This window comes from Hyphococcus sp. (assembly GCF_965267305.1).
Lineage (GTDB): Bacteria > Pseudomonadota > Alphaproteobacteria > Caulobacterales > Parvularculaceae > Hyphococcus.
On sequence record NZ_OZ253945.1, the window covers coordinates 1,743,145 to 1,766,541 of the forward strand.

Below are 23,397 nucleotides of genomic sequence, written 5' to 3' on the forward strand. Positions count from 1 at the left end.
CGGTTTTTGCAATGCAGCAACCGGCGACGCCTCTTCCCTTGCATTGAAGCATAATTCACGGCTTTCCAGCCATCGAACCAAGAACGAATTCGTTCCTTTCGGTGAACGCAAGACGGCGCGCGATCGGATTGAAAGGCCGCTTCGCAACAGGGTAGCTTTCCCGCGCGTATCAAAGAGGCGGCAGGCATGGGGCGCATCAGAACAATTTTCTTCATCTTGTCCGCCGCCAGTTTGGCCGCTTGTGGACGCAGCCCGGATCAATCTGCGGCGGCCTCAACAGAAACTCCTGTCGCCGAGACTGTAAAAACCAGTTCGCCGACCTTCGCCGCCGTCGATGCGGCGCGGCTTTCCAAGGCCGCCGACGATCTCGACAACTGGCTTTCCTATGGCCGCACCTATGCGGAGCAGCGCTACTCTCCGCTCGATCAGATCAATGACGAAAACATCGATGAGCTCGGTCTCGCCTGGGCGGTCGAACTCGACACAAACCGCGGCCAGGAAGCGACGCCCATCATCGTCGATGGCGTCATGTATGTCTCCACAGCCTGGTCGAAAGTGATGGCGCTCGATGCCGCGACGGGCGAAGTCCTCTGGAAGTTCGATCCGGAGAATATCGGCGCTAAGGCGGCGCATGCCTGCTGCGATGTCGTCAACCGCGGCGTCGCCGTCTGGAACGGCAAGGTCTATGTGGGGACCATCGACGGGCGTCTGATCGCGCTCGACGCGGCGACGGGCAGCAAAGTCTGGGAAGCGGTCACCGTCGATCAGGAAAAGCCCTACACCATCACCATGGCGCCGCGCGCCGTGAAGGGCAAAATCATCATCGGCAATTCCGGCGCGGAAATGGGCGTCCGGGGTTATGTCTCCGCTTACGATGCCGAAACCGGCGATCTTGTCTGGCGGTTCTACACCGTGCCCGGCAATCCGGCGGACGGGCCCGACGGCGCCGCGTCCGACAAGGCGCTCGCCGACCTCGCCCTTCCCACCTGGCATGGCGAATGGTGGACGCTGGGCGGGGGCGGCACGGTATGGGATTCCGTCGTCTACGATGAAGAGTTCGACCAGCTCCTCGTCGGCGTCGGCAATGGCGCGCCGTGGAATCATGAATACCGCTCCGACGGCAAGGGCGACAACCTATTCCTGTCGTCGATTCTCGCCCTCGATCCCGACACCGGCGCCTATAAATGGCACTATCAGGCGAACCCGGGCGAAACCTGGGACTACACCAACACGCAGCAGATCACGCTTGCCGATCTCGAGATCGATGGCGAGACCCGAAAGGTGCTGATGCAGGCGCCGAAAAACGGCTTCTTCTATGTAATCGATCGCCAAAATGGGAAACTGATCTCCGCCGAAGCTTACGTCTACCAGAACTGGGCGGCGCGCATCGATCTCGATACCGGCCGGCCCATTGAAAAACCCAATGCGCGTTACATTGACGGCCCGCAGATGGTCCTGCCGGGCGGCATTGGCGGTCATGCCTGGCATCCCATGAGCTACAATCCCGGGACCGGGCTCGTTTACATTCCGGCGATGACCGTCCCGCTCGTGTATGAGCGCAATGACGGATACGAGATTCACTATGGCCGCTGGAACACCGGGGTGACTTTCACCGATCCGCCGGAAACGCCGGAGCTGACAGGCGATCTGGCGGCGCGGCGTGCGCAGATGCGCGCGATGCAGAAAGGCTATCTCATCGCCTGGGACCCGGTCGCGCAGGCGCCGCGATGGACCGTTGAGCGCGACTGGCCGTGGAACGGCGGCACGCTTGCGACCGGCGGCAATCTCGTTTTCCAGGGCCTTCCCAATGGCGAGTTCGAAGCGCGCGCCGCCGATGACGGAAAACTTTTATGGTCGTTCCAAAGTCACCGCGGAATCATCGCGGGGCCCGCGACCTATCGCGTCGACGGCGAACAATATGTGGCCGTGCTTGGCGGTTATGGCGGAGGTCCGGGGATGGCGACGCCCGATGCGAATAACAAATATATTCCCCCCAACGGCGTCATCATGGCGTTCAAACTGAATGGCGAGGAAACGCTACCCATCTACGAACCAGTCTCGCGGCCCGCGCCCGCCCCATCCAGTGAAACGTTCACAGACGCGCAAGTTGCAACCGGTCAGGAAAAATACATCACCTTTTGCATGATCTGCCACAACGGCCCCACCAATCCCGAACTGGACCGCACGCCGTATATGCGCGACGCCGAGGCGTGGCGCGCCATCATCATCGACGGCGCGCTTGAAGACAACGGCATGGCGAGTTTCAGGGACTATATGAACGCCCATGAGGCCGAAGCCATCCGCGCTTATGTGAACACGCTGGCGCGGGCGCTCGCCGAAAAGGAAAGCAACCCCGAATAAGACTTACTGCGCCGCGTTCGCCATCAGCGCCCCCGTAGACGACGTCTCCGGCCCATATTCGTTGATCGTGGCGCGGCGGAGATCGCGCCGGTCCGTAAAACGATTGAAGGTGGTGCCGCGGTGCAGCGTGCAGCGATTGTCCCAGATCAGGAGATCGCCGGGACGCCATTGATGGGAATAGATGAAACGCGGCTCGGTCGCGAACTCCATCAATTCTGCGAGCAGCGCGTCGCTCTCCTTTTCGTCCATGCCGACAATATGAGACGCATGCTTGCCGATATAGAGCGCTTTGCGGCCGCTGGCCGAAACGCGGACCACGTCATGCTCGACCGGCGGCATGAGACGCCTCATCTCTTCGGAAACGGCGCCGCCATATTCATATTTGGCGCGCACCCCCCAGAGATCGTGCACCGCTTTTAACCCTTCAAGCCGTTTCTTCATTCCGTCCGAAAGCGAGTCATAAACCACGCGCGTGTCGATGAATTCCGTATTCGCGCCTTCCGCCGGCGTTTCATAGGAAAGCAGCAGCGACCATTTCGACGGCAGCGCATTGAACGAGCTGTCGGTATGGAAGCGTTCATTGCCGAGATTGAACTTCGTGCGCGGGTCGTCCGCCGGAATGATTGTCCCGTCCGCATCCAGATTCGAGATGTCGTAAAGCTCGGGACTGATCCGATATTTAAGGGTCGAAGGCCGATCCGACATTTTCGGCGGCAGCTCGAGCGGGCCGAAGCTGCGCGCGAAGCGAAGATGGCCCTCGTCGCTGGGCGTTAAACCCCGCAGCACCAGCACCGCATGTTCGGCCATCAGATGCTCGACCAGATCAACGTCTTCTGTGGTGATTTCTGCATCGAGATCGAACCCGAGCATCTCGGCGGCGAACAGCGGATGCAGACTGTTGACCTGATATGTCATGCCATCCGTGCTCCCATGAAAAAACCGCCGCCCCGAGAATACGGGGCGGCGGCTTGTTTCGCAATTGAATTGCGTCAGTCTTAGAAGCTCTTCTTGACCTGAATATACCACTCACGCGGCGCGGCCGGCTGGCCCTCCGTCCCCGGCTGACCGAAGGCGGTCAGGTCGAAGATGTTGTGGAAATACTCTTTGTCGAAGAGGTTCGTGGCGCCGACAGCGACCTGGAAATCGCCATCGTCATTCACATATGTCACGCGGCCATTGAACACCGACTGCGACGGAATGCTGGCAATCGCCGTCGTCGCGTTGAACGCAATTGACGACTGATAGTACCAGTCCATGCGCGGCGTGATGGAGCCGCCAAGCGCCGGCGCCGGAATCTCGTAGGCGACGCCCGCCGACCCCGTCCATTCGGGAACATAGACCGGATCGGTGTTTACGATCGCGGGATTGTTTTGCAGCTCAGGAGCATTGAATTGAGTCCAGCCACCTGACGCGTTGATCATCAGACCTTGCACCGGACGCCAGTCGATTTCGGCCTCGATGCCTTTCACTTTGCCAGGCGTATTGATGTAGTTGGTCTTGGGTATACATGTGACCCCGATAGCTGCGACAGTGCCGCTGACGGAACCTTCATTGCCAACATCGACACAGGTCGTGGTGTTCTCACCCGTTATGATATAGCTTTGAGAGCCCGGAACGACGCAGTCGCCGGTTACGCCGCTGTCGATACACTCGGCGCCGCCAGCTGGCGTGATCCGCTGTTTATAGTCGGTATAGAAGCCAGCGATGTTCACCCGCATCGTATTGTCGAAGAGATCGCCCTTGAAACCAAGCTCGTAGGCGAGCGCTTCTTCCGGATCCACGGCCACAAGTTGCGACGCCTGGAACGGACGCGGATTGAAAGCGCCAGGGCGGTAACCGGAAGCCGCCGAGCCATAGACCGTGATGTCCTCGGTCAACTGGTAATCGAGGCCTGCACGCCAGTCGAAATTGTCACTTGCGACCACAACCTGCGTATCGATGGTTGCGCCGTTGTTGAAGTCTACGATCTTCTCGTCATCCGAATAGCGTCCGCCCAGCGTAATGCCCAGACGTGGTCCGAATGGGCGGAAGACGCCTTGAGCAAAAGCAGCCTTTGCGCTTGAGTCAAAGTCGATAACCGCATTCTGCTGCAGGTTGATAAACGGAATCGAAACGTTCGATGTTGTTTGCCCGTCCGATGAATAGAAGAAACCGCCAACAGTCAGGTCCATGAAGTCACTGCTGTAGTTAAACCGCGGTTCAACCGTCCATTGCTGATGGTCAATTGCCGATTTGACGGTCTGGATACCGAGCGGCGAACCGTCGGTATCGTTGATGCCCGTCGTGTAGACATCGCGGAAACCGGCATTCAATGTGAAGGTAAGACTTTCCGTCAACTCAACATTGGTTTTCACAGCAAAGCCGTAATTTTCAATTACAGCTTTGCGCGGCAACTGTGCACCGCCCCGATCACCGCTGCCATTATAATATGTACCCGGAATGTTTGTTCCTGCCGGAATAGGGTCAGCATAGGTCGCGTAGGTCGTGTAAAGGCTATCCGTCAGGAAACGCTCGTCATAACTAATTCCCCAAAGCGGCTGATAGACGAGTTGGTCTAGCAAGGCTATGCCGCCATCTGCAATGCCATTCATATCTCTATCAATAGCATTACCCATGGAATCGTAACCTGTCGGCACGATTTGCACTTGCTTGTCAGCCACCGGCGAAGACTGGTCATTTGTGTAATCAGTCGTGAAGGTGACATCGAAGCCGGCGCCTTCATACTTCAACGAGCCGCGAAGCGCCTGCACGTCCTGACCGCCATAGGTGTCAAGAACGCAATTATCGCCGGAGGTTGCGCCCGCAGTTGGGTTTGCGAAACCGCCAGACGGATCGAGCGACGGGAATGTGCCCGCGAGTTCCGGCGTGCCGTTCTGGAACATGGCGCAGCGGAAATCGAGAAGGTCCTGATAGCCTTTTCGGCTTTTCGAAACACCCGACATGCGGAAGAACAGGTTATCCGATAGCGGATAGTTGAAACCGGCGCGAATATCGGTGCGGTTGAACGCGCCGTAGGTCGCATCGATATAGGCTTCAGGCTCGGGTCCGGGCTCCTTTGCGATGATGTTCACCGCGCCGCCGATTGCGTTCCGGCCGAAGGTCGTGCCTTGCGGACCGCGCAGCACTTCGACCCGCTCTATATCGAGAAGGTCGAACACCGAACCGGCGAGAAGCGCGTAATACTGGTCGTCAACGTAAAATGCGACGCCCGGCTCGAAGGCGAGGTTGAAGTCATTCTGACCGATGCCGCGAATATAAGCGGTCACCGCGCGGCCAAAAGCGGCCTGGGCCTGTTCGAAGCTCGCGTTCGGCACAAGCCGGCCGACGTCTTCGATGCTGTCCATGGCGCGCGCTTCGAACTCGCCAGCCGTCACCGCAGTGATGGCCAACGGCGTGTCCTGAAGGTTCGTCTCGCTGCGCGTGGCGGTAACCGTGATCTGGTCGAGGCCGCCACGGCCTTCCTCGTCCTGCGCAAACGCGGGCGCACTCAGCGCCAGCGCCCCGACGGACGCGCTGAGCAGGACGGAAGTCCGCCGGCCCAGAGTAGATGTATGGTTCGTTTTCATGATTCCCTTCCCTTCGTAGATATTAGAAATCTTTTCTCACAGTAAGCATCCACTCGCGCGGACGGCCGACTGCATCCTGGACGTTGCCATTGCTCGTATAAAGCGCATCGAAGCGGTAGAACGTATAGTACTTGTCAAAAAGGTTCGTGACTTCGAGCGCAACTGAGATGTCCTCTCCGGGATTACGCCAAGTTACGCGAGCGTTGCCCAGCATATAGTCGGGAATAAACGCCTGAGTTTGCCCAAGCAGGCGTTCGCCGACATACGCGATGTCAAAGCGCGGCGTAATCGTTCCTTTATTGCCGCCAAGTTCAAAAACATTCTGAGCGCCTGCGCTGAATTTCCAGTCCGGCGCGCTGGAGGCGGCGTCACCGGGGAACAGGATCACCCCGCCGCCTGCCTGCGGAAGAACGCTGTCATATTCAGTATGGAGATAGCTGGCGGAGGCGTCCGCCGTGAATGAGTCTGTCGGTGCAAACAAGACTTCGGCTTCAACGCCCTTGTAAGTGCCATCCCCAGCATTGCCGATCGCAGCACACGGGGCCGCCGGACCACCCGGATCAATGAACGAACAATCCGTCAGCGGCAACTGGATATTTTTGTACTTCATAAGGAAGCCGGCGACGTTGACCCGGAGCCGATTGTCAAACAGGTCGGATTTGAAGCCGATCTCGTAGTTTGTCACCGTTTCCGGATCGAACGAGCCGTTCAACGCGTGGTTGACGTTAAACGGACGCGGCGTCACGCCGCCGCCTTTAAAGCCGGTTGAAACCGTTGCGTAAGCAAGAAGCGCGTCGGAGAAACGGTAGTCGACGGATACCCGGTAATCGACTTTGTCGCCGTCATAGATAGCCGTCGTGCCGTCGAGCGGCCCGACGAGACCAGGTGAATCGCTCGGGTTAGCAAGGCCTGTCCGGCTAAAGGTATAGTCCTTGTGCTCATCCGTGTAGCGAACCCCGCCGGTGATCGTGAGGTCTTCTGTCGGGTGCAGAATAAGTGTCCCGAATACGGCTTTGGAGTCTGCATTCACCGGGTCGTTGCCGACAAATTGGAATGCAAAACCCGGAATCGGAAGATAGCGGATGTCCTGCACCGTGAAGTAGGTCGTCAACTGGTCGCTGTAATAACCGCCGATTGTAAACTCGGCGAAGTCGCCGAAATTACCGTTCAAGCGCACTTCCTGACTGAAGAACTCGTGGTCGAGTTCGTTGTAGCCGCCTGCCGCCAAAATCGGTTCGGGCGAGAAGTCATCATCTGTGCCGAAAACCGTGTTGTACTCCCGGTAGGCGGAGATGGAGACGAACTGAAGATTTTCGCTCAGCTCGAATTCCAGTTTGCCGGAAACGCCCCAACCGTCGAACGTGCGATTGCGCGGCGGATATGTCGTTTCAATTGCTTCCGGCGCGCCGGGTCCGAAATTGGTGAACTGCGGCATGCCGGTGTTGTTGGTGACAATAAAGTCCGCATAGTTGCAATATGGACCGCACACAAAGTTCGGATTGAAAAGAGCGTTCGGCGTTCCATCCGGCGCAACACGCACGTCGCCGCCCGGCGCCTGATCCTGTATTGTGTAATCGCCGGTGATCGTAATCGCGAGACGATCCATCGGCTCCCACAAGGCCTGCGCGCGCAGGCCAGTGTAGTTTTCCTCGCCGAACCGGTCGATGACGCAGTTGTCGGTCTGGATCGTCGGCTCGATGCCCTCGGGGTTGCCGGGAACGGCGCAGCCATAGTCGATGTTCTTGATGTGGCCGTCTTTGCGCTTATGGACGCCGCTAAGACGAACAGCCAGCGTATCGGAGATGCCAAGGTCGGCGCCAGCCCGCACGTCGACAGCATTAAAGGCGCCATAACCAGCGCTGAAAAAACCGCTTCCGTCGCCGGTTGGCGCCTTGGAGATCAGGCGGACCGCGCCGCCGGCGGAGTTCCGGCCGGAAAGCGTGCCCTGCGGGCCGCGCAGGATTTCAACACGCTCCAGGTCGAGAAGATCGAGGTTCGCTCCGACCAGTGTCGCAAAATAAACGTCGTCGACATAAATACCAACGCCAGGTTCAAGCGCGGGATTGAAGTCGAATTGGCCAACGCCCCGGATTTGCGTTGCGATGCCGGTGCCAAAAGTGCTGGTGTTTTCCTGCAAAATGACGTTCGGCGCCTGAAGGGCTACGTCAAAAATGCTGTCGGCGCTCCGCGATTCAAGAAGCTCTGCGTCCATCGCTGTAATCGACAGCGGCGTATCCTGGAGATTTTGCTCTCGGAACTGCGCTGTAACCGTGATCGTATCGATGCCGCCTCTGGACGCATCTTCCTGAGCGAACGCAGGCGCGGCCAGCGCGAGCGCAACAACAGAGGCGCCGAGTTGAGCTGCAGCACGAGTGCTTGATCGTGACTGAGATTTGACTCTCATATAATTTCCCTTCCCCTACTCATCCTTAGTTGGTTAACTCTTTATTGTTCTTATTTGCTTTACAAACTGTTACCCGAAGAACGCGCTTAGGGACCGCCCTGTGGGTCTGCACAAAGGAGATCGCCGATCACCTGGCGCCCTTCGTTCAGCACGAAATCCATAAACTCGACTTGTTCGAATCCGGCCTCGCGGCAAAAGTCTCCGGCCGACGCCGCATCGTCGGCGTCGATGGGCGCGCCGCCTAACATCGGCGTCTTGAAGAAATGGGCGCGATGGCCGCGCAGGACAGCCTCGGCGCTGGCGACGGGCTTTGCCGGAGCGCCTACGGCCTCCTCGGCGGCTGCGCCGGCTTCCAGCGCCGGCGCGCTGATGATTTCCGGCGATTTTGGCGCGATAGATGCAGCTTCCGTGGCCGCGGCGACAGGGGCCGCCTCACGGATCGGCCGCAAGGACCGAACTCGTGCGAAAAAACCGAATTCCTTTTTCAGGCTGACAATCTCAGCCCCCGCATCCACATCCATGCAGGCGCCGCGGAAATCGTTTCGGGTGCAAATCTCCCAGCGGCCGGATTTCACCGACGTGCTGTGAAACGGAAAGCGGACGTCAATATCGGCCACAGCCTCGTTAAAGGTGACCGCTTTCCCAGACATCCCGACTTTTTCGTACATCACGAGCACTGGCGGCTCCGAACTCTCACTGGCGACCGCCTGCGATCCGCAAATGACCGCAGCGGCGACGCTCGCACTCAATGCCCAGGCGCATTTTTTCAGATAGCGCATACAAATCCCCCCGGACTTGAAAACATCATGACTTGCTTTCAGGGGGCCTTCAATATTGTTTCGGAAGCCTGAAAAGGCGGAATTAATCCGCGTATGGATCGTTTTCGTCTTGACCTGAAAATCACGCCCAGGAAACAATTTTCAAGCTGTAGCGCGGTTACAACAGCCATTACGCAACTGCAAAAAACACCATCGCATCGCAACAAACGCAGACTACCAGAATCAACCCTTTGATTAGGCTTGAAAATGATCTTGCGATACCACTTTGGCGCTCAAGTTTCAGGCTTTAGCGCATAAAAGCCGGTTGAACGTTTTCCTTCGACGCGTTTCCGGTTTGCAGCACGCTCTGTCAAAACGCAAAGAGAACCCGATCTTTTTTGCTGCAAATGATTTCGCCGAACGTCGATAGTCATTTCGCACTAGGTAGACTGGCAACACCTTTTCAGGGCGTTTCATCGGCGTCGACGCCGCGCTTGTAGACCGGTTTTCCATCGAGAAGCGTCATCACCACCGCTGTTTCGCTGATGGCGGCAGGTTCTGCTTCCAAAAGATTAACGTCGATGAGCACGAGATCAGCGCGCTTGCCGGTTTCGACAGAACCGCGCCAGCGATCCTGCCCCATCAGTTGCGCGCCATTGATGGTAAGCGCCTTCAACATGTCTGCGACTTCCAGGCGCTGCCCGGGAAGCCACTCTGGAGACTCGCTGTCCGGCGCCATGCGCGTTACGGCGACTTCGATGGCGTCGAACGGATCGGAGGTCGACACCGGCCAGTCGCTGCCCGAGACGAGTTCGGCGCCGGCGTCGCGCAGGGCGGCGTTGGGGTAGAGCCAGCGTGAACGCTCTTCACCCAGGAATGGCTCAGTCAGATCGGTGATATAGCTGTCGGCGTAAGCCCAGAGCGTCTGCATGTTGGCTGCAGCGCCAGTTTCGGCGAAGCGGGGAAAGTCCTCCGGGTCGATGAGCTCGATATGCGCGAGATGGTGATGGCGTTCGCGCGCCGGGTTCTCTTCCTTCGCGACTGCAATGGCGTCGAGCCCCGTTCGGACCGCCAGATCGCCGATGGCGTGCATGTGCATGTCGAAGCCGGCGCCGTCGAGGGCGATGGCGTAGTCATTCAGCAGCGCCGGCGGCATGTTGAGAACGCCGCGCTCCGCCGTATCGTCCAGCCCCAGATAAGGCTCGATCAGCGCGCCAGTCTGGTTTTCGAGAACGCCGTCTAGGAAGATCTTGACCATGCCCCCGGTCAGCAGGTCGGGATCGGCTGCGCCGATCCTGTCGCGGCGGGCTTTCAGCGCCTCAATGCGAGAAGCGATCTGCTCTTTCGAAAACGCCTTGTCCGTAAAGTCTTCCGTCGGCAGCAGCGAGAGCGTGATGCGCAGGCTCGCTTCGCCATTTTCAACTGCAGCGATGAACGCGTCTTCCATGGGACCAGGCGGAACCGACGCGTCAATCGAAGCGGTGTAGCCCATTGCGTTCTGGAACTTCATGCCCGCTAGAAGATTGGCCAGCGAGGTCTCTACTGTCTTTTCCGGGATCAGCGCAGAGAAAAGCTCAGCCGCCGATTCCCGCATGGTTCCGGTCGGTTCGCCAGTTGCAGGGTCGCGCTCAATGCGGCCATTGGCGGGGTCCGGCGTTTGCGCGGTGACGCCGGCGGCGGCGAGCGCCGCGGAGTTAACCCAGAGATTGTGCCAGTCCGCAGAATACAGAATGACAGGCCGGTCCGCCTCCGCCCTATCGAGCAGGGATTTGTGCGGATTGCCGTTCGGAAAAAGCGGCAAGGCCCAGCCCGATCCGTAAATCACATCGAGTTCGGGATGCGCCGCTGCGTAGCCGGCGACCATCCTGACGACCTCTTCCGGAGACTCAGCATCCTGCACCGAAAGCGCGGTCAGGGTTTCGCCGCCATCAACGAGATGCACATGAGCGTCTGTGAAACCGGGCAGCAGCATGCCGCCTTTCATGTCCACGACCTCGGTGGCCTCGCCGACAAGCGTCATAGCCGCCTCCCGGTCTCCGACAAAAACGATTTCATCGCCCCGCACCGCCGCCGCTTCGGCGGAAGGCGCAGCGTCATTGGCGGTGAAGACCGTTCCATTCACGAAAATCATGTCAGGAGGCGGAGACGCCTCCCGGACGCAGGCGCAAAGCAAGAGGCTGGCAAGGGCGGCGGCGGCGAGACGGACTGTCATGGGAAAGCTCACGGATAAACAGGCGCAGACAAAAAGCCTACGCCTGTTTACAGGATCACAAAACTGGAATTTGCCGTTTGTCAGAAACGATAGCGCAGCCCGGCGTAAACCGAAGCGCCGGCGCCCGGAGAATAGATGCGGCCGTCCTGAACATTCTGATCGAGGATCGGCGTCAGACCCGCCGCGAAATTGACATCGGTGAGATTCTCCCCCGAGACGTAAAGCTCGGCGTTCTCGCCCATGCGCATGCCGGCGCTGAATCCGACCAGCGTGTAGGTCGGCGCCGAAACCTGGTTTTCGTGATCGGCGAAATAATCCCCCGCCGCCATCTGCACATTGACCGCCGCAAACCAGCGGTCCGTCGCCGCATAACGCAGCTCGCCTCGATAAACATGGGTCGGAACGCCCGCAAGCTTGTTGCCGTCAACGCCGAGAAAGCCTGACTCTGTGAAGCTGAAATCGTTGAACATATAGACATTGCGCAAGGTAAGCGCGTGGCCTGAGCGCGCAAAGCGGCCCGGGAAGAGATTCAAATCGACGCCCGCCTCGACGCCTCGATGATTGGTTTCCGGCGCGTTGGCGAACAATCCGCCGAACCCGTTTTCTTCGGGCTCCTCAATATTGACGATCTCGTTCTCAATGTCAGAGTTGAAATAGGCGATCTCCCAGCCGATCCAGTCATTCACCCGGCCGCGCAATCCCGCCTCGTAGGAAAAGGCGTCCTGTTCTTCGAGACCGTTAAGATCTTCGGGATCGTCGGATGTAAGCTCGTCCATGCTCGGCGGCTCATAGGAACGAAATGCGCTGGCGAAGACTTGCAGCGACTTGGTCAGCTTGTAGACGACCCCGCCCTTCGCCGTGACGCCCGTGAAAGTGCGTTGATCGTCAACATCATCCCCTCCATCCGCGGTGAGGAGCCGTTTGGTGCGCGTGAATTTGGCGCCGATATTGACGACGAGATTGCGCAAGGGGCTCGCCGCCGCTTCGACGAAACCGGCCATGCGTTTGGAAGTCAGGTCCGTTTCAAACAACTGATCGCCAGGCTCACCTTCGATGTTTTCAAAACGGTTCGAGGATTTGGAGCCGGTCGCGTAGTTCCCGCCGAAGCGGATCATCGTCTCCATGCCGAAAAGCCCGAAGACGCGTTCTGCGGAAAGTCTGGCGCCCCATTCCGACCCTTCATCCTCGATGATGCCGATATAGTCGATTTGCGCATTCTCGATGTCGCGGCGGACATAATGAAGACCGGTTTCGAAATCGACGCCGAGAAGCTTGAATTCGGTGGCGTTGGCGAGGCGCGCCGACAAGAGCGTACGGCCATGCTCGTCCTGCGCAGCGCCGTCAGCGAGATAAACGAGCGGCCCGCCAGGAAAGAGCGGGCCAAGGATCAAGTCTTCGAGCGCCTGTGTCGGGTCTTCGTCTGCCGCTTCTGGCGTGAGCATGCCCGGAAACTCCACATCGCTGCGCAGACCTTCAAAGAAAAAACGCGTCGTAAAATTCTGCGCAAGCTGAAAGCCGACATTGGCGTTGAAATGGCCGTCGATGCGCTGGCTGTGATCGCGATAGCCGGTCTCATAGCGGCCGGTGAGGCCCATATAGTAGTCCATATTTCCGCTGGCGGCGGCGACCGAAGCATGCGCTTGCCCGCCGGGGCTCGCCTCGATGGAAGACCCGCCCTCGAAACGCAAGGCCCGGCCTGGCGCAGTGAGGCCGGTCGTCGACGCGAAATTAACAACGCCGCCGAGATTGTCGCCGCCGAACATCAGATCGCCCGCGCCGCCGCGAAAAACGTCTACATGGGCGACGGACAGAAGATCGACCTCCACCATGTTGGTCTCGCCATGCACATCGGTCAGCGGCGCACCGTCGCGCAAGACAACGACTGTGGAGCGGTGCTGGCTGTTGCCCATAGCGAAACCGCGAATGACGATGCGCGGTTCGTTGAGATCGAGCGCATTTACGGTGACGCCCGGCGCGAAAAAGAACGCATCACCCGCATCGTTGGCGTAGTTATCTACATAATCGCTGGCTTCGATCCGGCTCGCCGCCGCGGGACGGCTCCATTGAGAGAGCTCTTCGAGCGGCCGGTCGCGCAAGAGCGTCGGCGCCGGCGTCACGCTTTCGATTTCAGCCGCGGATGCGCCAGCCGAAAGACTGAGGCCCGCCGCCCCAAGCATAAGCGCTTTTTTCATGAACATGGATCGCCCCTATTCGCTTGCGTTCGCCCGTCAGACGACGCCGCCGTCCATAAATCCGAGATCGGTTGTGCTGAAGCCGCTCAGGCCCGGCAGTGCGTCATTGAGTTCGGTGTCGTTAAGACCGAACCAGCGCCCGAAGGTGGCGGCGAACTGGTCGACTGACGTGGTCGGGATCAGGCGGCCATTGCCGGAGTCCTGACTGTGCCCGATCGTCGGCGGCGGAAAACTTCCATACATGCGGTTGCCCTGAACGCCGCCGCCGACGACAAAGTGATGCGCGCCCCAGCCATGGTCCGTGCCGTCGCGATTGACGGTGAGCGTGCGCCCGAAATCCGATGCTGTGAACGAGGCGACGTCATTGGCGACGCCCATTTCCACGGTTGCGTCGTAGAACGCGCGCATCGCGCCGGCGATGCCGCCATGAAGACGCGGAATTGAGTTCGCCTGGTTCGAGTGGGTGTCGAAGCCGCCTGTCGAGACGAAGAACACTTGCCGCCGGACGCCGAGAACATCGCGAAGCGCAATAATCCGCGCCACAACCTGGAGCTGCCGCGCAAGGTTGGTCTCCGGAAAGGCAGTCGCAAATGGCGCCGGCGCGTCGAAGGATTCACTTAAGGTTCGATTGGCGTCGATGGAGCGCCGCACGGCGTTTGCATAGTCCTGCTGAAGATAATTAACGAGCGATTCATTCTGGGCCCGCAGATGCGCTTCGTAAATGTCCGGCAGCGCGTTGGAGCCGAGGAATGACCCATCGCTGATAGCGCGAATATCTTGTGGTCCGTTCGTGCCTACCTCGAACTGCCCGGCGAGTTCGCCGGACAGGAACACCGTGTTCCCCGAGGTAGAGATCACCGTGAATGTTGCATCCGGATTGGCGCTCGCCGCCAGCATGATGTCGGCGAGACGCCCGCCCCAGCCGAACCGCGCGCCTTCTGGTTGCGAGGCCATCCAGGTGGATTGCTGGTCGTTATGAGAGAAAAGCCGCGGCGGCAATGGCGCCGAGCGCGCCTCGAATTCCGTGCGCGTGACGGGCGTCACCAAAGGGCCCACATTGGAGACGATGGCGGCGGTTCCGCTATCGACAAGCTCATGCAAGGGACCGAGCTCCGGCGGCAAGGCGAACTGGCGGCCGCCGAAATCCGACGCATTGGCAAGCGTCATGGCCAGCAAGCGTTCGCGCTCTCGGGTCGATCCGCCTTCAAGATCGTCATAGCGATTGAAGAGCTCACGCCGAATGTCTGTATACTGATTATAGCTGCCAGTATCGTAAGGCAGGACAGTGTCGTGACAGTCCATGCCGCCAAACAGGAACACACAGACCAGCGCGCGATAGCCGCCCGTATCGGCTGCAAACGCGTTGAAGCGATGGAGATCGCCCATAAATCCAGCCGCGCTGCCAAAAGTAAGCGCCGCCGACGTTTTCAGAAACTGCCTTCTTGAAGACCGCATGACGCCGCCCCTTGCCTATCGTTGAGTGATGTAGTCGGCCGAATTCATCATCATCAGGACAGCGAGCGCGGCGCGCCGCTGCGCCTGTTCGGCGCCCGACCCGCCGACCGCCTCGACCGCGTCGATGATGCGCGTGCGCGCCTCGCCGCGCAGCGAGCCATAAGTGAGAATTCCATCCAGATGATCGACCAGCGCCGCTGGATTGTTGGCGAGCGCAATTTCCTCGGCGTAATCAGCGACATAATTGGCGTCCGCATCATTGCGGAAAACGAAGCCTTCCATGAAATTCGCATAGCCGGTGATGCTCGATCCCGTGATGATCTGAAGCTCCGGCGCCACAAGACCCGCTGCGGCGCTTTCCGTTCCCGGAGCGACGAAACCAGGCCGGTAGAAGTTGAAAACTGACGGCGACCGGTAAGCCTGCTGGTTTAGCCTCGCAGGCGTCGCCGTGTTGCGCAGGATTTCGGCATCCTCCGTTCTTGTATCCTCGACCCCGAAAGCGCGCGCCCAGTGCGTAAAGCGCAGGACCGGTTCGCGGATCTTGCCGAAAGCAGGGTCGTTGATGCGCGCCGGGTCGCGCGCCTCGGGGTCGAGAAGGATCGCCGCCGCTACGGCGCGCATGTCGCCGCGCCCGCCGCCGCCCGCCGTAGAGCCGTCTGGCAACTGGAAAGAACCGCTGCGGAACGCATCGGCGACGCGGCCTACATAGGCGCTGCTCGGATTGCTGGTGACCAGGCGCTGGATCAGCTGGCGGGATATAAACGCCGGCGTATTCGCATGGTCAAAAAGCGCATCGAGGGCCATGGCGATGCTCTCATCGCCAGGCGTGTTCGCCGGAATGGACGCGCCGAGGAAATTTTTCGGCTCCGGCGAGTGATGCTGTTCGAACATCACCAGCGGCAAATATTCGGCTTCAACAGTTTCGCCACGGCTAAAGAAATTATCGGACGCCGCCCACGAAAGACCGGTGAAAACCTTGGCGAGCTCGGTCACGTCAACATTGTCATATGTCTCAATCGGCTGTCCCATGCCGTCAAGGCGAAGATCGCCATTGGGCTCGAGCTCCAGAAGACCGATGGTGAAAAGCTGCATCACTTCGCGCGCATAATTTTCATCGGGCACGACTTCGCGCTCTTCGTCCGCCTTCTGGTTCTGCAGATAGGTGAGAAAGATCGACATGGCTGGGCTGTAAGTGACGTTTTCCAGCGTTTGCCGGAAGTCGCCGAGACCGCCCGCGGACATGATGTCCATATAGTTCGCCATGGCGATAGGCCGTTCCGCGAGCTGAGCGTCGCTGAAAGAGGCGACCATGATCTGCGAAAGCGCAAAGCCCATTCGCTGGCGAAGCTGGTCGTCGCTTTTGATCGCGCGGGTCCAGAACGCCTCCGACAATTCGTCGGGGCCGACATCTTCTCCGGACTGCTCGCGGATCAGAACTTCCTCTAGCATCGATTCCTGGGGCTTTGCGAACTCAGCCTGGAGCCATGCGGAGACGCCCATGGCGACAAGCTCGTCGATTTCTTCCTCGCCCGGCCCGAAGGTCGCCTGCGAAAGGAAACGCGACGCTTCCTCGCTGGTCATGATGTCGCCCACGGCCGTCGGCGGCGTCACTGGCGCGGCGGGCTCTTCGGCGGCGTCGTCACCGCCGCCGCCAAAACACGCCGACAAGAACAACGCTGAAGCCGCCGTGAGCGTCGCTCTCGCAGATTTCAACATCACGCATGAATGAAGACCACGCATGCCCTCGCCCTTTCGCACAACTCAATGCTGTCTCATGTATCGTGAGAAATATGCGGCCGGCTGGTAAAAGCCCGTCAATTTGCAAGGCGTAATTTATCTAAATCTGTATTACGATTCCGCACACTGATTGAGTTTTTCAAGGCGTTTCCGTGCATTACGAATTTGTGTGCTTAATTTTGTTCTGCGCGTGTAAACACAATGCGCTCGATCACGCGCGCGCCATCGATGCGCGAGACGTGGATAATTATATCCACAATTGAATTTATATAGCGGATAGTTTCATCCCGGCTCAGAGGCAGGCCCGCTTGCATCGTCATCAGCGACAATTGCTCAAGCGCGCCTTCCGGACTGTCCGCATGCACTGTTGTGACGGAACCCGGATGGCCAGTGTTGATGGCGCGCAGCCAGGCGGCCGCTTCGACGCCGCGAATTTCGCCGAGAATGATGCGGTCGGGTCGCATCCGGAGCGCGGCTTCGAGAAGATCGGTCATGTTGATGCGCGCCTCGCCCATCTCGCCCTTCACGGCGGAAAGGCTGAGATGGTTGGGTTGTGAAAGACGCAGTTCCGCAGCATCCTCTACGGTGATGATGCGCTCCTCATCGCCGATCTCGCGCAACAGCGCGTTCACTAGGCTGGTCTTGCCGGTGGATGTCCCGCCCGAAATTAGCATGGTCTTGCGGGCGCGCACCGCGGCGCGCAGAAACTCTTCGATCCGGCCGTCGTCGAGCATCGCTTTCAGCCGCCGGTCCGCCTCGCTCAAGCCTTTGGCGCGCCCCACGGCCACCTTGGCAAAGTTGTGCGCGCCGCCGAAATCGGAAAGCGTCAAATTGCTCGCCATATGGCGGCGTATAGCGAGCGCCCAGTTCTCGCCCGCCGCCGGGGGACCTGCGATCTGGATGCGTTCGCCTGTGGGGAGTGACGCCGCAAGCAGCGGCTGTTCCCGGTTGATGCCCTGATGACTGACGCGCGCAATCTGCACGGCGAGCCGCTGCAGAAGCAGCGCGTTGATTGTCGCGTCTTCAAAGCGTTCGAATCCCGTCGCGTCCTGGCGTTCGATCCAGACCTCGCCGGGACGATTGACCATGATTTCGGTGACATCCGGATCCTCAAGCCAGCGCTCGAACGGCTTCAGGAAGGATTTGAGATAAACATCGCGCTCTGCGGCGGCGGGAATGGGTTCGACAACGCTCATGGCCGCAACCCTCCAGCCTCCGCGACCGGCGGGAAATAAAGATCGCGTGCGAGGAAGATTCTGATTTCCGTTCCCTGCTTTACGGTGATCGTCGGGGGGATATTCATTTGCTGCGATAAAGCCTGCGCGGCTACGGCCTGCGCCTCCGAGGTCGAACCAATGACGATGCTGGAATTGTTGTCGTAAATGAGTGCGTTGGCGCCCACATCGATGACCGACAGGAGAATCGCCGAACCGAAGCGCTGGAAGAAGTGGCGGTTGACCTTGCCGTCTAGACCGGCTCGCCCGAGCGTGTCCGTGGCGGGCGAGGCAAGTTCGATGGAAACGCCGTCCGGCGTGAGCAATCGCGTCCAGATGACAAAGGCGCGGGATTCGCCGATGGCGAGGCCGGACCGGTACTGTCCGATGAGGCGGCTGCCGCGAGGAATGAGCACCGTGCGGTTATCGAGACTGCGAATGTTTTCCGATACGATGGCGCGTGCGAAGCCGGGCAGATCGGAATTGATCGCCGTTTCGAGAACGCCAGAGACGATCGTCCCTTGCGGCACGACGCGGGACATGTCTTCGATCATAGTGGCGCGCACGGTCTCCGGCCCAGCGGCGCTGACGCGTTGCGCGAAAACGTCCGACGCGGTGAGACCGTTCACGGCGTTTGCAACCGCACCCGAGGGATCGCCCGCTTCACCAACCGCGCCCGCTTCCGGCCGGCTGTTATCGACGACAAGCGCCGGCGAACGCAGATTGGCCTGCGCCGGCGCGCCGTCATCGACTTGCGTCACAGGCATGCGCGACGATGTTCGCGCATTCACCGCGGCCCGTTGCTCCGCACGCCTCGCCTGGGCCTGGGCCGCTCTCGCTTCGCGGCGCGCCTCTTCGGCCTGCGACTGTGCGAGGGAAAGCTGCGCGCGGGTTTCCGCCATCATGGCGTCAATGGAGGCGCTTTCGCGTCCCTTGCTCAACTGGTTGAAAACAAAGAGACCAAGCATCAGCAAAACAGTCGCGCCGAGAAAACCGGCAAGCCGGTCGCCGCCGCTCTCTGCCACGCGCGGCATGGCGTAAGCGTTCGCCGTTTCAAGCGCGCTTTTCGGCATGTCGGATCGCGGGTCGCGCCCGCCTTTCGTCCACATCACCCCGCATCCCCATTACTGTCACTGGCGTCGCTTCCAAAGACGCGGCCGAAAAAGCCGCGCTTTTTCTCCCGCGCACGCGGCGCTTCCGGCCCCGGATCTATGGGTTGATAACCGTCATTGAAGATCAGCGTTTCAAAGCCGCCATGTTTCAGAGAAAAGACCGGCGCAACGCGGTCAACCACCACAAAGCCGTCTTCGAAACCGTGATTGATGACGCTTTCCTTGTCGTCTTCATCGACGAGAAAAATCGCCGGCGCCGGCATGCCTTCGGCCCAGCGGAAGTAAGTAGAGCGCCCGTCGTCGAAAACCTGCGCGGGCAGGATCTCCCGGTCGCCGTCATAGGTGTAATTGCGGTTGACAGCGCGCTCTTCCGGCGAAGGCGGCGCGACAAAGCTCGCGGCCTCGGCCTGCAGGGCTTCCTGCGCTTTCATTTCACCGGGATAGGAAAAGCGCAGGACGAAAACCATTTCGCCCGGCTTTGCTTCCGACGCCTTCTTGACCCGCAGTTCGAAGATGTAATGGCGCAGCGACGTCACTACCGTCATGTTGGTGGGCGGCGCCTCAGCGATGGGTTTCAGGATCATCACATCGCCGCGACGGTTCGGCGTCACCTGCCAGGCGACGGAATCGCCGATGGCCACATTCTCGATGATCTCGTCATCATTGAATTCGATGACCGTCTGAAAGCCGAGATGACCGGTGAGCGCATAGACGGTGTTTTCCGCAAAGGTCTTCGTCTTGATGCGCGAATCCGCCTGCGCCGCCGTCGAGAGCGCGCAGAAAAGAAGCGTCAGGATGACCGGAAAGCGCTTCATGCGAACTTGCCTTTCATCGACGCGGCGCCGAAGCCGCGATAAGTCTGGCGGGTGCGGCGGCTCCCATAAGCGGAGGCGGCGGGCGCCGTCGCCTCCGCAGACTCGATGACGCTGCGCGTGCGCGAGGCGCCGCCGCTGCGCTCCACCGCCACCACCATGTCGGCGAGGCGGGCGTTGTCGTTGGACGGTCTTGCCGAGGATGCGGCCGTTTCAGCCTGCAGCTGTGCGGAGTTTTGCGGAGCCTGACCGGACGGCAGGCGCCAGCCGGAGGTCAGCCGTCCGCACATGCGCAAGACCTGCGCCATCAAGAGCGCAAAGATGAACGCCGTCACGGCAAGCACAAAGACCGGCTGCGGATCGGCGAGGCCTGACGCCCGCATATCAGAAATCTCAATTACCATAGGCTCGGCGAGTTGCATCAGTCCGCCCGCGAGCGCTGTCGCAAAGGCGGCGACAAGGGCATATAGCGCCAGCGTTTTCAGCCAGCCTTCGAACAGCCCGCGTGTCCCCGGAAATAGTGCGGTCAAAATCAACAACGGCCCCACCGCGAGCAAAACGCCGAGCAGGACCTTGGCGATGATCAAAACGCCCGCCGTCGACAGCGCCAGGGTGACAGCGCTGAACCAGAGAAGGTTGACCGCGCCCGCCGATTTCGGCAGCGCCGGCTCTGGCATCGCTTGTTGTGTTGCTGCGCCCGCGCCGAACGGATCGGCCTGATTGATGGACGTCATGTTCCATTCATTGGCGAGGCGGATGATCTCCTTCAGCACCGCATCGAGACGCAGGAAGACGCTGTCATGACCGCCGCCGAGCATCGCCGCTGCGATCTCGTCCGCGCCGCCGTAAAAAAGGTTGAGGAACACCGCCTGATAGGCGCCCCAGCGCGTTGCGAAAGCAAGCACCAGCCCGATCAGCAGGATTTTCGGCGCGAGACCGGAAAGGCTGAGGCCCCCTCGCCCGGTGATGAGCTGAAAGCCGTAAAAGCCGATATATAAGGTGAGCGCGCCGGTGAGAACGGGTTCGAGAAAACCGAAGGGCCCGAAGAGGGTTCCATAGGTCGTTTCCACATAGGTCGCGATCTGGCAGTCCACTTCATTGAGAAGCGGCGCGATCATGCCGTCGACTGGAGAAGTGCAGAAACCCGCCGTCATTCCGCAGCCTCCCGGTAAAGGGCCGGCTTTAGGCCGAACGCTTTCGCGTCGCGGCCGAGGAAGAAAGGCAGCCAGGCGGCGGGATCGTCGCCATGCTCGCTGCGCAAGCGGTCTACGAGACGCACGCTCTCCTCGCGGCCCGACAGGATTTTCAAAACGCCGGGCAGCCCGGAAAGATCGAGCCGCGCCACCACAGAATGCCCGCCTTTCTTGATGAGGACGCAGCGCGACTGTTCCGGGAGGGATTTCACAATGTCGAATTCATGCGCAGTGAGACCGAAGCCGCCGCAATATTCCTTTTCCTGCGCCCGCGGATTAGGGAGGAAAAATTGCGCGGCCGTTTGTTCGGTGATGGTCGCCGCGATCTGGCTGTCCAGCGCATCGCGCGCCGACTGGGTAACGAAGCCCACTATACCATTGCGCTTGCGGATGGTTTTGAGCCAGTCCTTGAGGCGGCGGGAAAAGACGTCATCATCAAGCGCCTTCCAGCCTTCGTCGATGACGATCGCTGTGCGGGTTCCGTCAAGGCGCTGACCGATGCGATGGAAAAGATACATCATCGCCGGCCCGCGCAGGTCCGGCGCGTCGAGAATATCGGTCATGTCGAAACCGATGACCGGCGCATCGATGCGCAGGCGGTCGGCGGCGTTGTCGAAAAGCCATGCATATTCGCCAGTCCCGTGCCAGCGCGCCATGCGCGCGGCGAGCCCGCCGGAAACGCTGCGGCTTGCGCCGCTCAACAGTTCCACGAAATAACGCAGCCGCCGGAAGGACGGGTCCTGCTCGAAATTACTGTCGACGGCGTCGGCGATCACGCCGCGTTCTTCCGGCGTCAGCTCCATGCCCGGCGCGCTGACAAGCCGCGCGATGAAAGCACGCAGGAAGGCGCGGTTCGCCGGCGTGTCCGCAATGGCGAGCGGATTAAGGCCCGAGGGTTCGCCTTCGCGCAGAATGTCGTAATGCCCGCCAATGGCGCGCAGGAAAATCTCCGCGCCGCGATCCTTGTCGAAAAAGATCATGCGCGCATCGAGCTTGCGCGTTTCCGCCATGAGGAAGTTGAGGAAAACGGTCTTGCCCGACCCGGAGGGGCCGATCATCAGGAAGTTGCCGAGATCGCCTTCGTGAAAATCGAAATAATAAGGCGTCGCCGCGGTCGTTTCGAAAATCGTCACCGGCGCGCCCCAAAAATTCTCTTCCGCGGCGCCCATGGGAAAGCCGTGCAGGGAGCAGAGCCCGGCGAAATTCGCGGTCGAAATCATCGCCTTGCGGGCGATATAGTCTTCATTGCCGGGGAACTGCGCCCAGAAGGCGGGCTCCAGATTCAAATCCTCGCGCACGGCGATGGCGCCGATATCGGCAAGCGCGGCCTGAGTCTGCGCTGCGGCGTTATCGAGCGCTTCGATTGTGCCGGCGCGCGCCATAACGGTCATGTGATGTTCGCCGAAACCGCCCGCGCCGGACGCCACATCGTCCTTGGCGGCTTTGAGCCCGCGTTTCAGCGTGACTGTGTCATCGTCAGCGGCGCGCAAGCGGCGCAGCGCCAGATCGATCCTCTCCTGCGCCGCCTGTCGGTCGGCGAAGTGAAAGCTTTCAGAAACGACAAGTTCAAAAGGCAGGCGCAGGAGATTGTCGATGATTCCGGGCGTCGTCACCGAGGGATAGTCTTTGACGGAGAGAATCGCAGCGAGCGACGAGACGTCCCGCCCCGCGCCGCGCTGTTCCAAGGCGTCGGCGCCGAAGGACGTGCGTTTGTAGGGTATGTAATTGCCGCAATCCTCGTCCGGCGCGAGCACCGGCTGCAACTCGCCATTATAAAGGAGAGACAAGAAGGCGAGCGGTTCGGAATAGAGCTGGCCGCCCGCGTCGTAACACTGCAAGAGCCGCGGACCATAGACGCCGAGCGATGCCATGACGCTCTCTCGCGCGCCGTTCAGAGCCTTGATCGACTGCGCCAGCTGCGCATCGGCGTTCGTATTTTGCCGCGACAGCCGGTGAAGCAGCCCGCGCTTGCCCGAGGTGGGACGATAGACCAGAGTCAGAAAGAGCTCATTGACAAAGAGCCGCCGCTCAGCCAGGCGCTTTTGCCATAACCGGTCGATGCCGGCGCTGACAGGATCGGCAAAACGCCCCTCTAACGATGGCGACACGCGGCGGCGGACAATATGATGATGCAGGGTGAATTGCGGATTGCCGACCGCTCTCAGCATCACGTCGCGCACGGCCTGCCGGTGGTTAAGCTCTTCAGTGTCGGCGGTCTCGAAAGCAAAACCCGTAATATGGAGGGTCTGCATCAGCCCGCCATCGCTCAACAACAGAGTCGCGCCATCCGCATGGCGGCGATAGGGCAAGCGCGTTCCCGCTTTCTGCTCCCGGCGCGCAAGCCGCGCCGCGGGATTATGTTTCATGCGCCTTCCCATCCG

The 23,397-nt window shown here is 60.1% G+C and carries 14 protein-coding genes; 1 reads left to right on the forward strand and 13 read right to left on the reverse strand.

The window, feature by feature from the left end; genetic code table 11:
• Positions 1 to 186 precede the first annotated feature (186 nt).
• Positions 187 to 2,361 (forward strand): PQQ-dependent dehydrogenase, methanol/ethanol family, encoded by a 2,175-nt coding sequence (locus ACQY5P_RS08280; RefSeq protein WP_428410268.1) that lies wholly within the window; start codon positions 187 to 189, stop codon positions 2,359 to 2,361.
• Between the two features lie 3 nt (positions 2,362 to 2,364).
• Here the strand turns inward: ACQY5P_RS08280 and ACQY5P_RS08285 are convergent, their stop codons facing one another.
• From ACQY5P_RS08285 to ACQY5P_RS08345, 13 genes are all read right to left on the reverse strand, one after another.
• Positions 2,365 to 3,276 carry a TauD/TfdA dioxygenase family protein gene (locus ACQY5P_RS08285; protein WP_428410269.1) on the reverse strand — a complete coding sequence of 304 codons (912 nt, stop codon included), beginning with the start codon at positions 3,274 to 3,276 and terminating at the stop codon, positions 2,365 to 2,367.
• Between the two features lie 80 nt (positions 3,277 to 3,356).
• On the reverse strand, positions 3,357 to 5,927 hold the full coding sequence (locus ACQY5P_RS08290; protein ID WP_428410270.1) for a TonB-dependent receptor: 2,571 nt from the start codon (positions 5,925 to 5,927) through the stop codon (positions 3,357 to 3,359).
• Between the two features lie 22 nt (positions 5,928 to 5,949).
• Positions 5,950 to 8,331 carry a TonB-dependent receptor gene (locus ACQY5P_RS08295; protein WP_428410271.1) on the reverse strand — a complete coding sequence of 794 codons (2,382 nt, stop codon included), beginning with the start codon at positions 8,329 to 8,331 and terminating at the stop codon, positions 5,950 to 5,952.
• A gap of 86 nt (positions 8,332 to 8,417) precedes the next feature.
• Positions 8,418 to 9,110 carry a beta/gamma crystallin-related protein gene (locus tag ACQY5P_RS08300; protein ID WP_428410272.1) on the reverse strand — a complete coding sequence of 231 codons (693 nt, stop codon included), beginning with the start codon at positions 9,108 to 9,110 and terminating at the stop codon, positions 8,418 to 8,420.
• A 442-nt stretch (positions 9,111 to 9,552) separates the two neighbouring features.
• A complete protein-coding gene (locus ACQY5P_RS08305; RefSeq protein WP_428410273.1) occupies positions 9,553 to 11,301 on the reverse strand; it encodes an amidohydrolase in 1,749 nt (582 codons plus the stop codon).
• A gap of 80 nt (positions 11,302 to 11,381) precedes the next feature.
• A complete protein-coding gene (locus tag ACQY5P_RS08310) occupies positions 11,382 to 13,493 on the reverse strand; it encodes a TonB-dependent receptor family protein (protein ID WP_428410274.1) in 2,112 nt (703 codons plus the stop codon).
• Between the two features lie 36 nt (positions 13,494 to 13,529).
• Positions 13,530 to 14,948: a DUF1501 domain-containing protein gene (locus ACQY5P_RS08315; RefSeq protein WP_428410275.1), complete on the reverse strand. Its 1,419-nt coding sequence runs from the start codon at positions 14,946 to 14,948 to the stop codon at positions 13,530 to 13,532.
• Positions 14,949 to 14,963: 15 nt separating this feature from the next.
• Positions 14,964 to 16,688: a DUF1800 domain-containing protein gene (locus tag ACQY5P_RS08320; RefSeq protein WP_428410276.1), complete on the reverse strand. Its 1,725-nt coding sequence runs from the start codon at positions 16,686 to 16,688 to the stop codon at positions 14,964 to 14,966.
• A 170-nt stretch (positions 16,689 to 16,858) separates the two neighbouring features.
• Positions 16,859 to 17,881 carry a P-type DNA transfer ATPase VirB11 gene (gene virB11 / locus ACQY5P_RS08325; protein ID WP_428410277.1) on the reverse strand — a complete coding sequence of 341 codons (1,023 nt, stop codon included), beginning with the start codon at positions 17,879 to 17,881 and terminating at the stop codon, positions 16,859 to 16,861.
• Positions 17,878 to 19,008, reverse strand: coding sequence for a type IV secretion system protein VirB10 (gene virB10 / locus ACQY5P_RS08330; RefSeq protein WP_428410641.1), 1,131 nt, complete (start codon positions 19,006 to 19,008; stop codon positions 17,878 to 17,880). Before virB10 ends, virB11 begins: the two co-directional genes overlap by 4 nt.
• Positions 19,008 to 19,826, reverse strand: coding sequence for a TrbG/VirB9 family P-type conjugative transfer protein (locus ACQY5P_RS08335; protein WP_428410278.1), 819 nt, complete (start codon positions 19,824 to 19,826; stop codon positions 19,008 to 19,010). Before ACQY5P_RS08335 ends, virB10 begins: the two co-directional genes overlap by 1 nt.
• Entirely contained in the window at positions 19,823 to 20,977 is a 1,155-nt protein-coding gene (locus tag ACQY5P_RS08340) for a type IV secretion system protein (protein ID WP_428410279.1), read from the reverse strand. The genes ACQY5P_RS08335 and ACQY5P_RS08340 overlap by 4 nt, the downstream gene beginning before the upstream one ends.
• Complete coding sequence (locus tag ACQY5P_RS08345) at positions 20,974 to 23,382, reverse strand: VirB4 family type IV secretion/conjugal transfer ATPase (RefSeq protein ID WP_428410280.1); 2,409 nt, start codon at positions 23,380 to 23,382, stop codon at positions 20,974 to 20,976. The genes ACQY5P_RS08340 and ACQY5P_RS08345 overlap by 4 nt, the downstream gene beginning before the upstream one ends.
• Between the last annotated feature and the right edge of the window lie 15 nt (positions 23,383 to 23,397).

Excerpts from the sequence above, each read along its gene's own strand:
- ACQY5P_RS08280 (WP_428410268.1), top strand. The coding sequence starts at position 187 with ATGGGGCGCATCAGAACAATTTTCTTCATCTTGTCCGCCGCCAGTTTG.
- ACQY5P_RS08285 (WP_428410269.1), bottom strand. The coding sequence starts at position 3,276 with ATGACATATCAGGTCAACAGTCTGCATCCGCTGTTCGCCGCCGAGATG.
- ACQY5P_RS08290 (WP_428410270.1), bottom strand. The coding sequence starts at position 5,927 with ATGAAAACGAACCATACATCTACTCTGGGCCGGCGGACTTCCGTCCTG.
- ACQY5P_RS08295 (WP_428410271.1), bottom strand. The coding sequence starts at position 8,331 with ATGAGAGTCAAATCTCAGTCACGATCAAGCACTCGTGCTGCAGCTCAA.
- ACQY5P_RS08300 (WP_428410272.1), bottom strand. The coding sequence starts at position 9,110 with ATGCGCTATCTGAAAAAATGCGCCTGGGCATTGAGTGCGAGCGTCGCC.
- ACQY5P_RS08305 (WP_428410273.1), bottom strand. The coding sequence starts at position 11,301 with ATGACAGTCCGTCTCGCCGCCGCCGCCCTTGCCAGCCTCTTGCTTTGC.
- ACQY5P_RS08310 (WP_428410274.1), bottom strand. The coding sequence starts at position 13,493 with ATGAAAAAAGCGCTTATGCTTGGGGCGGCGGGCCTCAGTCTTTCGGCT.
- ACQY5P_RS08315 (WP_428410275.1), bottom strand. The coding sequence starts at position 14,948 with ATGCGGTCTTCAAGAAGGCAGTTTCTGAAAACGTCGGCGGCGCTTACT.
- ACQY5P_RS08320 (WP_428410276.1), bottom strand. The coding sequence starts at position 16,688 with ATGCGTGGTCTTCATTCATGCGTGATGTTGAAATCTGCGAGAGCGACG.
- virB11 (WP_428410277.1), bottom strand. The coding sequence starts at position 17,881 with ATGAGCGTTGTCGAACCCATTCCCGCCGCCGCAGAGCGCGATGTTTAT.
- virB10 (WP_428410641.1), bottom strand. The coding sequence starts at position 19,008 with ATGTGGACGAAAGGCGGGCGCGACCCGCGATCCGACATGCCGAAAAGC.
- ACQY5P_RS08335 (WP_428410278.1), bottom strand. The coding sequence starts at position 19,826 with ATGAAGCGCTTTCCGGTCATCCTGACGCTTCTTTTCTGCGCGCTCTCG.
- ACQY5P_RS08340 (WP_428410279.1), bottom strand. The coding sequence starts at position 20,977 with ATGACGGCGGGTTTCTGCACTTCTCCAGTCGACGGCATGATCGCGCCG.
- ACQY5P_RS08345 (WP_428410280.1), bottom strand. The coding sequence starts at position 23,382 with ATGAAACATAATCCCGCGGCGCGGCTTGCGCGCCGGGAGCAGAAAGCG.